Raw genomic sequence first — 12,520 nt, forward strand, 5'->3', positions numbered from 1 at the left:
TATGCGGTTTCAACGCCCACGTTGTTTCAAGCCTGCTTCAGCAACAACGCCACCCCCGGAAAGTACTGCCCCAGCTCGTTATGCAACTTGCGGTACGCATACGGGAAGTACCAGGCCACCGCGCACGCGCTGTGTTTCTGCAAGTCGTCGACCATGTCCTGCAACTCTTCAGGGCTGGCGTGCTGGCCAGCCTTCCATGGGCTGATGAACAAAGCCCCCGCCTTCAACTGGCTGGGGTAGGCCACCTGCCGGGCGCGCACGGCGGTTTCCTGCAATGCAGCTGCCATGTCCAGCTTCGCCAGCCTTGGCCACCGCTGACCCACGCTCAGGTACAGCACTTGGTCAGCACTGCTGATCGACAGATCACAGCGCCCCTCATGGTCACCTTCATCGCGCTGCTTCTTGCCGGCAAACTGCTGTAATGCCGCCAGCTCAGCCTCCCACGCCGCGGCTGCCAGCACCCCGGCATTGGCAGCCGCGCCGTGCCAGTAAGGTGCCTCGCCATCGCCGTAAAACTGGTTGCAGCGGTCAATGCAGTCGACCCAGCGTTCCAGCACCGGGCCAAGGAACTCCAGGTTCGGGTTGTTGATGAGGTGGCCTCGCATGCTGCACTCTCCTTTTGTCATTGTAGTGGCGTACAGTTGAGCGTGATGGCTATGTGCTATCAGTTTGGCACAGCCTGGAGAATTGGCCAGCGTCGCCTCTTTGCAAGTATGCACTCCCTTCCCACTCCGATTGACGCTCCCGGTACAACCCTCTAACCTTCGCGCGTGTTTCAGGTGCCCTGCCAGCCCCGACTGGGCAGGGTGAAACTGGGAAGCCGGTGGGCGCCAGCATGGCGCGAGTCCGGCGCTGCCCCCGCAACGGTAAGTGAGTCGCGGCCGCGCAGGGCCACTGGGTGTTTACCCGGGAAGGCGCGCAGGCCAGGGCCAAGGCCCCCTCACAAGCCCGGAGACCGGCCTGATATCTGCCAACGGCATCACGGAGGGTGATGCGCGGTGCACCTTGGCCCCTTGCCATGGCCCCTGCGCGTTCTCCGTCTGCCTGCCTACTCTTTATTGCCGCGCGTTGCCGTGGTGACAGCCAGCGGAGAACCCTGATGAGCGAACCCACCGAACGCGACGAACGCCACTTGGCGCGCATGCAGCGCAAGAAGGCAGTCATCGACGAACGTATCGCCAACTCCCCCAACGAATGCGGCCTGCTGCTGGTGCTGACTGGCAATGGCAAAGGCAAGAGCAGCTCGGCCTTCGGCATGCTTGCGCGGGCCCTGGGCCATGGCATGCAGTGTGGTGTGGTGCAGTTCATCAAAGGCCGCAACAGCACCGGTGAAGAGCTGTTCTTCCGCCGCTTCCCTGAGCAGGTGCGCTACCACGTGATGGGCGAAGGCTTCACCTGGGAAACCCAGGACCGCCAGCGCGACATCGCCGCCGCCGAAGCCGCCTGGGCGGTGTCCCGTCAGCTGCTGCAGGACCCCAGCGTGCAGTTCGTGGTGCTGGATGAGCTGAACATCGCCCTCAAGCACGGCTACCTCGACATTGACCAGGTCCTGTCCGACCTCCAGGCCCGGCCGCCGATGCAGCATGTGATCGTCACTGGCCGCGGGGCCAAGTCTGAAATGGTCGAGCTGGCCGACACCGTGACCGAGATGGGCATGCTCAAGCATGCCTTCCAGGCCGGCATCCGCGCGCAGAAAGGCGTAGAGCTGTGAGCCAGGGGCGCCACTGCCCAGCCGTGCTGATCGCGGCTCCCGCCTCCGGCCAGGGTAAGACCACCGTCACCGCCGCACTGGCCCGCCTGCACCGTAACCGCGGGCGCAAGGTGCGGGTGTTCAAATGCGGGCCGGACTTTCTTGACCCCATGATTCTGGAACGGGCCAGTGGCGCGCCGGTGTACCAGCTGGACCTGTGGATGATCGGCGCGGAGGAAAGCCGCCGGCTGTTGTGGGAAGCGGCAGGGGAGGCCGACCTGATCCTGATCGAAGGGGTGATGGGGTTGTTCGATGGCACCCCCTCCAGTGCCGACCTGGCACGCCATTTCGGTGTGCCGGTGCTGGCAGTGATCGATGGCACGGCCATGGCCCAGACCTTCGGCGCGCTGGCCCTGGGCCTGGCGCGCTACCAGGCCGACCTGCCGTTTGCCGGGGTGCTGGCCAACCGGGTCGGCAGCCTGCGCCACGCACAGCTGCTGGAAGGCAGCCTGACCGAAGGCTTGCGCTGGTATGGCGGGTTGTCCCGCGAGCGTGGCATCGAATTGCCCAGCCGGCACTTGGGCCTGGTCCAGGCCAGCGAACTGAACGATCTCGATGCCCGCCTGGACGCCGCCGCCGAAGCGTTGGGGGCCAGTTGCGATGCGGCGCTGCCGCCACCGGTGCGCTTTGCCGAGCCGGCAGTACACGCCTGCGCAGCCTCGCTGGCCGGTGTGCGTATCGGCGTGGCACGCGACGAGGCTTTTGCCTTCACCTACGGTGCCAACCTCGACCTGCTGCGCAGCCTGGGTGCCCAACTGGCCTTCTTCTCGCCGCTGCACGACCGCGAACTGCCTGCGGTAGACAGCCTGTACCTGCCAGGTGGCTACCCCGAATTGCACCATCACGGGCTGGCGGCGAACGCGCCGATGTGCGCAGCGATCCGCGCCCACCATGCCCAGGGCAAGCCGCTGCTGGCCGAATGTGGCGGCATGCTGTACCTGCTCGAGGCGTTGACCGACGTGGCCGGTGAGCGCGCCGAACTGCTCGGCCTGCTGCCGGGTGAGGCGACCATGCAGAAGCGCTTGGCGGCCCTGGCCTTGCAGGCAGTGGAGTTGCCGGAAGGCACCTTGCGCGGGCACACCTACCACCATTCCCTGACCACGACCGGGATGGACCCGATTGCCCGCGGCCTGAGCCCCAACGGCGGCCGCGGCAATGAAGCGGTGTACCGGATCGGGCGGCTGACCGCCTCCTATGTGCATTTCTATTTCCCGTCCAACCCGCCTGCGGCGGCGGCACTGTTACGGCCATGAGCGAACACGCCTTCAGCGCCGCCGAACGCGCTGCCATCTACCGAGCCATTGGCGAGCGCCGCGATATGCGTCATTTCGCGGGTGGGGAAGTGGCGCCGGCTGTGCTGGCTCGCCTGCTGGCCGCTGCTCACCAGGCGCCGAGCGTCGGGCTCATGCAGCCCTGGCGTTTCATTCGTATCACCCGGCGTGAACTGCGCGGGCAGATCCAGGCCTTGGTCGAGGCGGAGCGGCTGCGTACTGCCCAGGCCCTGGGCGAGCGCTCCGACGATTTCATGAAACTGAAGGTGGAAGGCATCAACGACTGTGCCGAGGTGCTGGTGGCGGCCTTGATGGACAACCGCGAGCCGCACATCTTCGGTCGCCGTACCCTCCCTGAAATGGACCTGGCGTCGCTGGCCTGTGCCATTCAGAACCTGTGGCTGGCAGCACGTGGCGAAGGCCTGGGCATGGGCTGGGTGTCGCTGTTCGACCCGCAGGCCCTTGCGGACCTGCTGGGTATGCCGGCGGGGGCCAAACCGGTGGCAGTGCTGTGCCTGGGGCCGGTTACGGCGTTCTACCCGGCACCCATGCTGGTCCAGGAAAACTGGGCCCAGCAGCGGCCCTTGAGTGAAATGCTGTTCGAAAACCAATGGGGAGAGTGCCAATGAGCGTGGCTCTGCTGACCGTGGCTGGCGTGGCCCTGGATGCGTTGCTGGGCGAGCCGCAGCGCCGCCACCCACTGGTGGCTTTCGGCAACATGGCCAATCACCTGGAGCGGCGCCTGAATGCCGGTGGCCGCGGTTGGCGCAGCCACGGTGTCAGCGCCTGGTTTCTGGCCGTGGTGCCGCTGACCCTGGTGGCGCTGGTGCTGTCCTGGCTGCCCTGCATTGGCTGGCTGGTCGATGTGCTGGCGTTGTACTGCGCTGTGGGGCTGCGCAGCTTGGGCGAACATGTGCTGCCAGTGGCTCAGGCGTTGCGCCAGGGCGACCTGGACGAAGCGCGGCGCCGGGTAGGTTTTCTGGTCAGCCGTGAAACCCGCGAGCTGGACGCGCCTGCGGTAGCGCGGGCAGCCACCGAGTCGGTGCTGGAAAATGGCAGCGACGCTGTATTCGCTGCGCTGTTCTGGTTCGTGGTGGCCGGTGCGCCGGGCGTGGTGTTGTACCGCCTGAGCAATACCCTCGATGCCATGTGGGGTTACCGCAATGCGCGTTTCGAGCGCTTTGGCTGGTGCGCAGCGCGCATCGACGACGTGCTCAACTATATTCCCGCCAGGCTGGTGGCGCTGACTTATGCGCTGCTCGGCAAAACCCGTGTGGCCGTGGCCTGCTGGCGCAGGCAGGGCCCCTTGTGGGACAGCCCCAACGCCGGCCCGGTCATGGCGGCCGGTGCAGGTGCGCTAGGGGTCGAACTCGGCGGCCCGGCGGTGTACCACGGCGAGCTGCACGAGCGGCCACGCCTGGGCGAGGGGCCGGCGGCCGATGCCGACGCCATCGAGCGTGGCTGGAACTTGGTGCAGCGCGGCGTATGGCTGTGGTTGCTGGTGATTTGCCTGGGGGCCTACCTGGATGCTTGAACACGGCGGTCGCCTGCTGCGTGCAGTGCACCAATACGGGATTGCCCGTGAGCACTGGCTGGACCTGTCCAGCGGCATTGCGCCGTGGGCGTTTCCCATTCCGCCCATTCCCGTTGAAGCCTGGGCCCGCTTGCCGGAAACCGAGGACGGCCTGGAAGCGGCCGCGCGCCGCTATTACGGCGCCAGCCAGGTATTGCCAGTCGCTGGCTCGCAGGCCGCGATCCAGGCCTTACCGCTGCTGCGTGCCAGCGGACGGGTCGGGGTGCTGGGCCCATGCTATGCCGAGCACCCCCATGCCTGGCAAAGGGCAGGGCACCAGTTGCTCGAGCTGGACGAAACACAGGTCGAGGCCGCACTCGACGGCCTCGACGTGCTGGTGCTGGTCAACCCCAACAACCCCACAGGGCGCCGCGTGCCCCGTGAGCAGCTGCTGGCCTGGCACGCCCGGCTGACTGCGCGCGGTGCCTGGCTGCTGGTGGATGAAGCCTTCATGGACAATACCCCCGCAGACAGCGTGGTGGATTGCAGCGCACGCCCTGGTCTGATCGTATTGCGCTCGTTCGGTAAGTTCTTCGGCCTGGCCGGCGTGCGCCTCGGTTTCGTGGCGGCCGAGCACAGCCTGCTGTTGCGCCTGGCCGAGTTGCTTGGCCCGTGGACCGTCAACGGCCCGACCCGGGTGTTGGCCCAAGTCAGCCTGGCTGACCAGGCCGCGCAGCGTGCCCAAACCGAACGCTGTGCCGCCGCCAGCCAGCGACTGGCGGCCATGCTGCACAGCGCAGGCCTGACGCCCACCGGCGGCTGTGACCTGTTCCAGTATGTACGCAGCCCAGGCGCAGCCCACCTGCACGACTTTCTCGCCCGTCGCGGCATTCTGGTGCGGCTTTTCGAGCAGCCTGCCGCAGTACGCCTGGGGCTGCCCGCCAGCCTGGCAGATGAGCAACGCCTGGCCCAGGCCCTGGCGGCCTACCAAAAGGAAACGGCATGACCACCCTCATGGTGCAAGGCACCACCTCCGACGCCGGCAAAAGCACGCTGGTAACTGCATTGTGCCGCTGGCTGTTGCGCCAGGGTGTGGGTGTGGTGCCGTTCAAACCGCAGAACATGGCGCTGAACAGTGCCGTAACCGCCGATGGCGGTGAAATTGGCCGCGCCCAGGCGGTGCAGGCCCAGGCGTGCCGGCTGGCGCCGCACACCGACATGAACCCGGTATTGCTCAAGCCCAACAGTGATACCGGCGCCCAGGTGATCATCCATGGGCGTGCCGTCACCAGCATGAACGCGGTGGCCTACCACGACTACAAAGCTGTCGCCATGCAGGCAGTGCTGGCCTCGCACCAGCGCCTGAGCGCTGCCTGGCCGGTGGTCATGGTCGAGGGCGCGGGGTCTCCGGCAGAAATCAACCTGCGCGCGGGCGACATCGCCAACATGGGCTTTGCCGAAGCGGTCGACTGCCCGGTGATCCTGGTGGCGGACATCAACCGTGGTGGCGTGTTCGCCCACCTGGTGGGCACGCTGGAACTGCTGTCGCCCAGTGAGCAGGCGCGGGTACAGGGCTTTGTGATCAACCGCTTCCGTGGCGACATCGCGCTGCTGCAACCAGGGCTGGACTGGCTGGGGGCACGCACCGGCAAGCCGGTGCTGGGCGTGTTGCCCTACGTCACCGACCTGCACCTTGAAGCCGAAGATGGCATCGACATGCGCCAGGGCCGCAAGCAGGACCGCGTGCTCAAGGTGATCGTGCCGGTGCTGCCGCGTATCAGCAACCACACCGACTTCGACCCTTTGCGCCTGCATCCGCAGGTAGACCTGCAATTTATCGGCCCTGGCCAGGCGATTCCGGCTGCCGACCTGATCATCCTGCCTGGCTCGAAAAGCGTCCGCGGCGATCTGGCACAGCTGCGCGAGCGCGGTTGGGACAAGGCGATCGAACGCCACCTGCGCTATGGCGGCAAACTGATCGGAATTTGTGGCGGCCTGCAGATGCTCGGCCATGAAGTGCATGACCCGCTGGGGCTTGAAGGGGCTGCCGGTTCAAGCCACGGGTTGGGCCTGTTCGACTACGCCACCGTGCTCGAAGCCCAGAAGCAGTTACGTAATGTCACCGGCACGCTGAACCTCGAGGCTGCAGCGGTGAGCGGTTATGAGATCCATGCGGGTGTCACCCGCGGCCCGGCCCTGGCGCAGCCTGCCGTGCAGTTGGCCGATGGCCGCAGCGACGGTGCCATCAGCGACGACGGGCAGGTGCTGGCCACGTACCTGCATGGGCTGTTCGAAGGCAGCCATTCATGTGCCGCCCTGCTGCGCTGGGCGGGCCTGGACGATGTGCAGGCCATTGACTACGAAGCCCTGCGTGAACGTGACATCGAGCGCCTGGCCGACCTGGTGGACGCGCACCTGAACACCACCTTGTTGCGCCAACTGTGCGGGGTGGCCTGACATGCGCAGCCTGATCCTCGGCGGTGCCCGTTCGGGCAAAAGCCGCCTGGCCGAGCAATGGGCCACTGCCAGCGGCCTGCCCGTGACCTACATAGCCACCAGCCAGCCGCTGGACGGTGAAATGAACGAGCGGGTAGCGCTGCACCGGCAACGACGCCCTGCCGCCTGGGGTTTGATCGAAGAGCCCCTGGCATTGGCGGCGGTATTGCGCGCAGAAGCGGCCGAGGGGCGTTGCCTGCTGGTGGATTGCCTGACCCTGTGGCTGACCAACCTGCTGATGCTGGAGGATGACCAACGCCTGGCCCAGGAGCGTGATGCGCTGCTCGATTGCCTGGAGCAACTGCCTGGCACGGTTATCCTGGTCAGTAACGAAACCGGCCTGGGGGTGGTGCCCATGGGCGAGCTGACCCGGCGTTATGTCGACCTGGCTGGCTGGATGCATCAGGCGGTGGCCGAGCGCTGTCAACGCGTGGTGTTGACGGTTGCCGGGTTGCCATTGGTGCTCAAGGGCGCCGCGCCATGACCCAGCCATGCACCGTGCAACCCCTACTACCCATTGTCCAACTCTGAACAGGCTTCCCCCCGATGATCCAACCCTGGTGGCAAACCCCCTGCCAACCCCTCGACAACGCCGCCATGGACCAGGCCCGCGCGCGTCAGCAGCAACTGACCAAACCTGCCGGCTCGCTTGGCCAGCTGGAAGGCCTGGCCATTCAGCTGGCCGGTTTGCAGGGGCAGGAACGCCCCGTGCTGGACCAGCTGGCCATCACCATTTTTGCTGGTGACCACGGTGTGGTCGAGGAAGGCATCTCGGCCTACCCGCAGGCGGTAACCGGGCAGATGCTGTGCAATTTCGTCGGCGGTGGCGCGGCAATCAGTGTGCTGGCGCGGCAACTGCACGCCAGCCTGGAGGTGGTCGATCTCGGCACCATCGACCTACAGCTGGAGCTGCCCGGCGTGCGCCATTTGCGCCTGGGGGCCGGTACCGCGAACTTTGCCCGGCAGCCGGCGATGACCGAAGACCAGCTGCTGGCAGCCCTGCAGGCGGGCCGCGACAGCGCCTTGCGCGCGGCCGAACAGCGTGCGCAGTTGTTTATTGGTGGCGAGATGGGCATCGGCAACACGACTGCCGCGGCTGCCGTGGCCAGCGCCTTGCTGGGCTGCCCGGCGGCACAGCTGAGCGGGCCTGGCACCGGCCTGGACAACGCGGGTGTGCGGCACAAGGCGCAGGTCATCGAACAGGCGTTGCGCCTGCATGGCCTGCGGGCTGACGCGCCGTTGCAGGCATTGGGGTGCGTTGGCGGGTTCGAGATCGCAGCCCTGGTCGGCGCCTATATCGGCTGCGCGCAGTCGGGTATCGCAGTACTGGTCGATGGCTTCATCTGCAGCGTTGCTGCGCTGGTGGCGGTGCGCCTGAACCCGCAGTGCCGGGCCTGGCTGCTGTTCGCTCACGAAGGTGCCGAGCCTGGGCACAAGGCCCTGCTCGCGGCGCTGCAGGCCGAGCCGTTGCTGGCCCTGGGCCTGCGCCTGGGCGAGGGCAGTGGCGCCGCATTGGCGGTACCGCTGTTACGCCTGGCGTGTGCGCTGCATGGGCAAATGGCGACCTTTGCCGAAGCCGCTGTGGCGGACCGCCCGGCATGATCCTCGACCTGCTGCGCCACGGCGAAACCGAGCAGGGCGGGCTGCGTGGCAGCCTGGATGACGCGCTGACCGACCAAGGCTGGGCCCAGATGCGCAGTGCCGTGGCCGGTGCCGGCCCGTGGCAGGTGTTGGTCAGCTCGCCGCTGCAGCGCTGTGCGCGGTTTGCCGATGAGCTGGGTGCGCACCTGAATTTGCCGGTGTGCCGGGTGCCTGCCCTGCAAGAACTGCACTTTGGTGACTGGGAAGGCCGCAGCGCCGCACAGATCATGCAAGACCAGGCCGATGCGCTGGGGCAGTTCTGGGCAGACCCCTACGCCTTCACGCCGCCTAACGGCGAGCCGGTGCACGCCTTTGCGGCACGGGTGCTGGCGGCGGTCGAGGGGTTGCACCAGCAGCACGCCGGCAAGCGTGTGCTGCTGGTCACCCATGGTGGGGTGATGCGCCTGCTGCTGGCGCGTGCTCGCGGCTTGCCCAGGCACCAACTGTTGCAGGTCGAGGTCGGGCATGGTGCCTTGGTCCGCTTGTTGGTGCGTGAGGGCGGGCTATTGGTCGAGGAAGGTTGAGATGCTGCCGTTGCCGTTCTGGATTGCCTTGCAGTTTCTCAGCAGCTTGCCGGTGAGCCTGCCGGGCATGCCCGCCGCCCGTGAGGTGGGCCGTTCGCTGCTCTATTACCCGCTGGTCGGGCTGCTGTTCGGGTTGCTGTTGTGGCTGGCAAGCCACCTGCTGCAAGGCACGCCGGCGCCGCTGCACGCGGCGTTGCTGATGGCACTGTGGGTGCTGCTCAGCGGGGCCTTGCACCTGGACGGGCTGGCCGACAGTGCGGACGCCTGGCTGGGCGGCTTTGGCGACCGCGAGCGCACGCTGCGGATCATGAAAGACCCACGCAGCGGGCCAATGGCCGTGGTGACCCTGATACTGGTGCTGTTGCTGAAGTTCTGTGCCCTTTGGGTGCTGGTCGAGCAGGGCGTCACTGCCCACCTGCTGCTGGCGCCGCTGCTGGGGCGGGCGGCGATGCTGGGTTTGTTTCTGTGCACCCCTTACGTGCGCCCAGGTGGCCTGGGGCAGGCATTGGCGGAGCATCTGCCACGGCGCGCCGCGGGCTGGGTACTGCTGGGTTGTGCGCTGTTTTGCCTGTGGCTGGGCGGGTGGAGCGTGGTGCTGGCGCTGGCGGTATTTGCCTGGCTGCGGCAGCTCATGTGCCGACGCCTGGGTGGCACAACGGGCGATACGGCCGGGGCGCTGCTGGAACTGCTTGAGCTGGCGGTGGTGCTTGGCATGGCGCTGGGGCTCTGAGCATGGTGCCACTCCAGCGGCGCTTCGCCCGGCACCATGAAACTTCTTGCAACAGGCAACACGCGGGTATATACACGTATCCATGCTGACCAGTGAATGCCTTTGTATCCATTTGCGCCGTGCTGCCCGTGGGGTAACCCGGCATTACGACGAAGCCCTTGCCGGCTTCGGGGTGAATGTCGCCCAGTTTTCGCTGTTACGGCACCTGCAGCGCCTTGAGCGTCCCAGCATCACAACCCTGGCCGAGGCCATGGGGCTGGAGCGCAGTACGTTGGGCCGCAACCTGCGTGTGCTGCAGGCAGAGGGCTTGGTAGCCTTGGCCGAGGGCGATGACCAGCGTAACCGTGAGGTGTTGCTGACCGCAGCCGGCAAGCAGTTGCTGCAAGCTGCCCACCCTGCCTGGGAGCAGGCGCAAGCCGATTTGGTGGAACGCCTGGGGGGCGGGCAGCGTGATCAACTGGTGCGCCTGCTGAACCAGCTGGCCTGAAATGATACGACCATAAGCGGGTATATACCCGTAAACCTTGCGATGTGCTGGAGATAACGATAATGACTTCGGTGTGGCGAACCAGCGGGTGGGTATTGGTGGGGGCAGCGTTGATTCTGGCGTTGTCATTGGGTGTACGGCACGGTTTCGGCCTGTTCCTGGCGCCCATGAGCGCCGATTTTGGCTGGGGCCGTGAGGTGTTTGCCTTCGCCATTGCCTTGCAGAACCTGATCTGGGGGCTGGCGCAACCCTTTGCCGGCGCCTTGGCCGACCGCCTGGGCGCGGCCCGGGTAGTGATCATCGGCGGTATTCTTTATGCCGTGGGGTTGATCCTGATGGGCACGGCCGACTCGGCCTGGTCGTTGTCGCTGAGTGCGGGCTTGCTGATTGGTATCGGCCTCTCCGGCACTTCCTTTTCGGTGATCCTCGGTGTGGTCGGGCGGGCTGTGCCGGCCGACAAGCGCAGCATGGCCATGGGCATCGCCAGCGCCGCAGGTTCGTTCGGCCAGTTCGCCATGTTGCCGGGCACTCTTGGCCTCATCCAGTGGCTGGGTTGGTCGGCGGCCCTGTTGGTATTGGGGCTGCTGGTGGCATTCATCGTGCCTTTTGTGGGCCTGCTGCGCGACCGCCCATTGCCCAGCCATGGTGCCGAGCAGACGCTGGGCCAGGCGTTGCGTGAGGCGTGTTCGCATCCTGGGTTCTGGCTCCTGGCGTTGGGCTTCTTCGTCTGCGGTTTCCAGGTGGTGTTCATCGGCGTGCACCTGCCGGCCTACCTGGTTGACCAGCATCTGCCCGCGAGTACCGGTACCACGGTGCTGGCGCTGGTTGGGCTGTTCAATATTGTCGGCACCTTCACGGCTGGCTGGCTGGGTGGGCGCATGTCCAAACCGCGCTTGCTGACCGGGCTTTACCTGCTGCGGGCGGTGGTGATCGTGCTGTTGCTGTGGGCGCCGGTGACTCAGTTCAGTGCCTACCTGTTCGGTATCGCCATGGGGCTGCTGTGGTTGTCTACCGTGCCGCTGACCAATGGCACCGTGGCGACGGTGTTCGGGGTGCGCAACCTTTCCATGCTGGGCGGTATCGTGTTCCTGTTCCACCAGCTGGGTGCGTTCCTGGGGGGCTGGCTGGGTGGGGTGGTGTACGACCGCACGGGCAGCTATGACCTGGTGTGGCAGATCTTCATCCTGCTCAGCGTGTTGGCTGCCGCCCTGAACTGGCCGGTACGCGAACGCCCGGTCGCCCGCTTGCAGGCGCAGGCAGCATGAGCCGCCATTGGGGGCGCGGGCTGCTGGCTGTTGCCGGGTTATTGCTGCTGGCGCTGGTGTGGTGGGGCTGGCACCGCGGGGGCTTGGCGTTGATGCAGTTGGGCATGAGCGTCTGTTAGGCGCTACCCTGCAAGCTCAAGGCTTGGATTGCGGGAGCAACAGACATGCGTATACAGGGGTTGACGGTGACGGTGCTGGGCTTGCTGGCCAGTGCGTCGAGCTGGGCGGCCGATTGCCCTGCGTTGTTGCAGGGCAGCTTGCCGGAATTGCGGGGCAAGGGGCAGATCGAGCTGTGCGAGCGGTTTGCTGGTAAGCCTCTGGTGGTGGTGAACACCGCCAGTTACTGTGGTTTTGCGCCGCAGTTCGAGGGGCTTGAAGCAACGTACAAGGCGTATCACGAACAAGGCCTGGAGATGTTGGGTGTGCCGTCCAATGACTTCAAGCAGGAAGACGCCGATAGCGATAAGACGGCCAAGGTGTGCTATGCCAACTACGGTGTGACGTTCACCATGACCAAGGCCCAGCCGGTTCGGGGCAAGGATGCGATTCCGTTGTTCGTTGAATTGGCCAACCAGAGCAGTGCGCCGAAGTGGAATTTCTACAAATATGTGGTTGATCGCAAGGGCAAGGTGATTGGTAATTTTTCCAGCCTGACCAAGCCGGATGATCCGGCGTTCCGGGCGGCTATCGAGAAGGCTATTGCTTCGCAGTGATGGGGGTTATTGCGTAGCTTGAAAGCTTTTTGGCACTGGTTTTGGTGGCGCGAAAACTTCAGCTGCGATAGCGACGCGTAGTCACCTTTTCGCCCTTACGGCGAGTCACTTTTTTGTCAAACGCGACAAA

The 12,520-nt window shown here is 65.8% G+C and carries 15 protein-coding genes and 1 riboswitch; of the genes, 14 read left to right on the forward strand and 1 reads right to left on the reverse strand.

What is annotated here, in order from left to right:
• Positions 1–26: 26 nt before the first annotated feature.
• Entirely contained in the window at positions 27–605 is a 579-nt protein-coding gene (locus G1E_RS10635) for a hypothetical protein (RefSeq protein WP_029887556.1), read from the reverse strand.
• 155 nt (positions 606–760) lie between these two features.
• Positions 761–979, forward strand: a riboswitch (cobalamin riboswitch).
• Positions 980–1,099: 120 nt separating this feature from the next.
• Between G1E_RS10635 and cobO the strand changes: the two genes are divergently transcribed.
• The 14 genes from cobO to G1E_RS10700 all read left to right on the forward strand — a co-directional run bounded on the left by cobO (position 1,100) and on the right by G1E_RS10700 (position 12,390).
• Positions 1,100–1,711: a cob(I)yrinic acid a,c-diamide adenosyltransferase gene (gene cobO, locus G1E_RS10640; RefSeq protein ID WP_009686193.1), complete on the forward strand. Its 612-nt coding sequence runs from the start codon at positions 1,100–1,102 to the stop codon at positions 1,709–1,711.
• Positions 1,708–3,003, forward strand: a complete 1,296-nt coding sequence (locus G1E_RS10645; protein ID WP_009686194.1) for a cobyrinate a,c-diamide synthase — start codon at positions 1,708–1,710, stop codon at positions 3,001–3,003. Before cobO ends, G1E_RS10645 begins: the two co-directional genes overlap by 4 nt.
• On the forward strand, positions 3,000–3,650 hold the full coding sequence (gene bluB, locus G1E_RS10650) for a 5,6-dimethylbenzimidazole synthase (protein WP_009686195.1): 651 nt from the start codon (positions 3,000–3,002) through the stop codon (positions 3,648–3,650). Before G1E_RS10645 ends, bluB begins: the two co-directional genes overlap by 4 nt.
• A complete protein-coding gene (gene cbiB, locus G1E_RS10655; protein ID WP_009686196.1) occupies positions 3,647–4,555 on the forward strand; it encodes an adenosylcobinamide-phosphate synthase CbiB in 909 nt (302 codons plus the stop codon). Before bluB ends, cbiB begins: the two co-directional genes overlap by 4 nt.
• Entirely contained in the window at positions 4,548–5,540 is a 993-nt protein-coding gene (cobD, locus tag G1E_RS10660; protein WP_047149816.1) for a threonine-phosphate decarboxylase CobD, read from the forward strand. Before cbiB ends, cobD begins: the two co-directional genes overlap by 8 nt.
• Positions 5,537–6,991, forward strand: coding sequence for a cobyric acid synthase (locus G1E_RS10665; RefSeq protein WP_047149817.1), 1,455 nt, complete (start codon positions 5,537–5,539; stop codon positions 6,989–6,991). Before cobD ends, G1E_RS10665 begins: the two co-directional genes overlap by 4 nt.
• A gap of 1 nt (position 6,992) precedes the next feature.
• The gene (cobU, locus tag G1E_RS10670; protein ID WP_009686200.1) at positions 6,993–7,514 is read left to right on the forward strand and encodes a bifunctional adenosylcobinamide kinase/adenosylcobinamide-phosphate guanylyltransferase; all 522 of its coding nucleotides are present in this window, start codon (positions 6,993–6,995) and stop codon (positions 7,512–7,514) included.
• A 62-nt stretch (positions 7,515–7,576) separates the two neighbouring features.
• Positions 7,577–8,632, forward strand: a complete 1,056-nt coding sequence (cobT, locus tag G1E_RS10675) for a nicotinate-nucleotide--dimethylbenzimidazole phosphoribosyltransferase (RefSeq protein ID WP_009686201.1) — start codon at positions 7,577–7,579, stop codon at positions 8,630–8,632.
• Positions 8,629–9,195, forward strand: coding sequence for a histidine phosphatase family protein (locus G1E_RS10680; RefSeq protein WP_009686202.1), 567 nt, complete (start codon positions 8,629–8,631; stop codon positions 9,193–9,195). The genes cobT and G1E_RS10680 overlap by 4 nt, the downstream gene beginning before the upstream one ends.
• Before the next feature lies 1 nt (position 9,196).
• Entirely contained in the window at positions 9,197–9,925 is a 729-nt protein-coding gene (locus G1E_RS10685) for an adenosylcobinamide-GDP ribazoletransferase (protein WP_009686203.1), read from the forward strand.
• A gap of 82 nt (positions 9,926–10,007) precedes the next feature.
• The gene (locus tag G1E_RS10690) at positions 10,008–10,412 is read left to right on the forward strand and encodes a MarR family winged helix-turn-helix transcriptional regulator (RefSeq protein WP_009686204.1); all 405 of its coding nucleotides are present in this window, start codon (positions 10,008–10,010) and stop codon (positions 10,410–10,412) included.
• Between the two features lie 62 nt (positions 10,413–10,474).
• Positions 10,475–11,677: an MFS transporter gene (locus G1E_RS10695; protein WP_009686205.1), complete on the forward strand. Its 1,203-nt coding sequence runs from the start codon at positions 10,475–10,477 to the stop codon at positions 11,675–11,677.
• Entirely contained in the window at positions 11,674–11,796 is a 123-nt protein-coding gene (locus G1E_RS29405) for a hypothetical protein (protein WP_009686206.1), read from the forward strand. Before G1E_RS10695 ends, G1E_RS29405 begins: the two co-directional genes overlap by 4 nt.
• A 45-nt stretch (positions 11,797–11,841) precedes the next feature.
• Positions 11,842–12,390 (forward strand): glutathione peroxidase, encoded by a 549-nt coding sequence (locus G1E_RS10700; protein ID WP_009686207.1) that lies wholly within the window; start codon positions 11,842–11,844, stop codon positions 12,388–12,390.
• Positions 12,391–12,520: the final 130 nt, after the last annotated feature.

This window comes from Pseudomonas sp. TJI-51 (genome assembly GCF_000190455.2).
GTDB classification, from domain to species: Bacteria; Pseudomonadota; Gammaproteobacteria; order Pseudomonadales; family Pseudomonadaceae; genus Aquipseudomonas; species Aquipseudomonas juntendi.

Coding starts and splice junctions, on each gene's coding strand:
- G1E_RS10635 (WP_029887556.1), bottom strand. CDS start 605: ATGCGAGGCCACCTCATCAACAACCCGAACCTGGAGTTCCTTGGCCCG.
- cobO (WP_009686193.1), top strand. CDS start 1,100: ATGAGCGAACCCACCGAACGCGACGAACGCCACTTGGCGCGCATGCAG.
- bluB (WP_009686195.1), top strand. CDS start 3,000: ATGAGCGAACACGCCTTCAGCGCCGCCGAACGCGCTGCCATCTACCGA.
- cbiB (WP_009686196.1), top strand. CDS start 3,647: ATGAGCGTGGCTCTGCTGACCGTGGCTGGCGTGGCCCTGGATGCGTTG.
- cobD (WP_047149816.1), top strand. CDS start 4,548: ATGCTTGAACACGGCGGTCGCCTGCTGCGTGCAGTGCACCAATACGGG.
- G1E_RS10665 (WP_047149817.1), top strand. CDS start 5,537: ATGACCACCCTCATGGTGCAAGGCACCACCTCCGACGCCGGCAAAAGC.
- cobU (WP_009686200.1), top strand. CDS start 6,993: ATGCGCAGCCTGATCCTCGGCGGTGCCCGTTCGGGCAAAAGCCGCCTG.
- cobT (WP_009686201.1), top strand. CDS start 7,577: ATGATCCAACCCTGGTGGCAAACCCCCTGCCAACCCCTCGACAACGCC.
- G1E_RS10680 (WP_009686202.1), top strand. CDS start 8,629: ATGATCCTCGACCTGCTGCGCCACGGCGAAACCGAGCAGGGCGGGCTG.
- G1E_RS10685 (WP_009686203.1), top strand. CDS start 9,197: ATGCTGCCGTTGCCGTTCTGGATTGCCTTGCAGTTTCTCAGCAGCTTG.
- G1E_RS10690 (WP_009686204.1), top strand. CDS start 10,008: ATGCTGACCAGTGAATGCCTTTGTATCCATTTGCGCCGTGCTGCCCGT.
- G1E_RS10695 (WP_009686205.1), top strand. CDS start 10,475: ATGACTTCGGTGTGGCGAACCAGCGGGTGGGTATTGGTGGGGGCAGCG.
- G1E_RS29405 (WP_009686206.1), top strand. CDS start 11,674: ATGAGCCGCCATTGGGGGCGCGGGCTGCTGGCTGTTGCCGGGTTATTG.
- G1E_RS10700 (WP_009686207.1), top strand. CDS start 11,842: ATGCGTATACAGGGGTTGACGGTGACGGTGCTGGGCTTGCTGGCCAGT.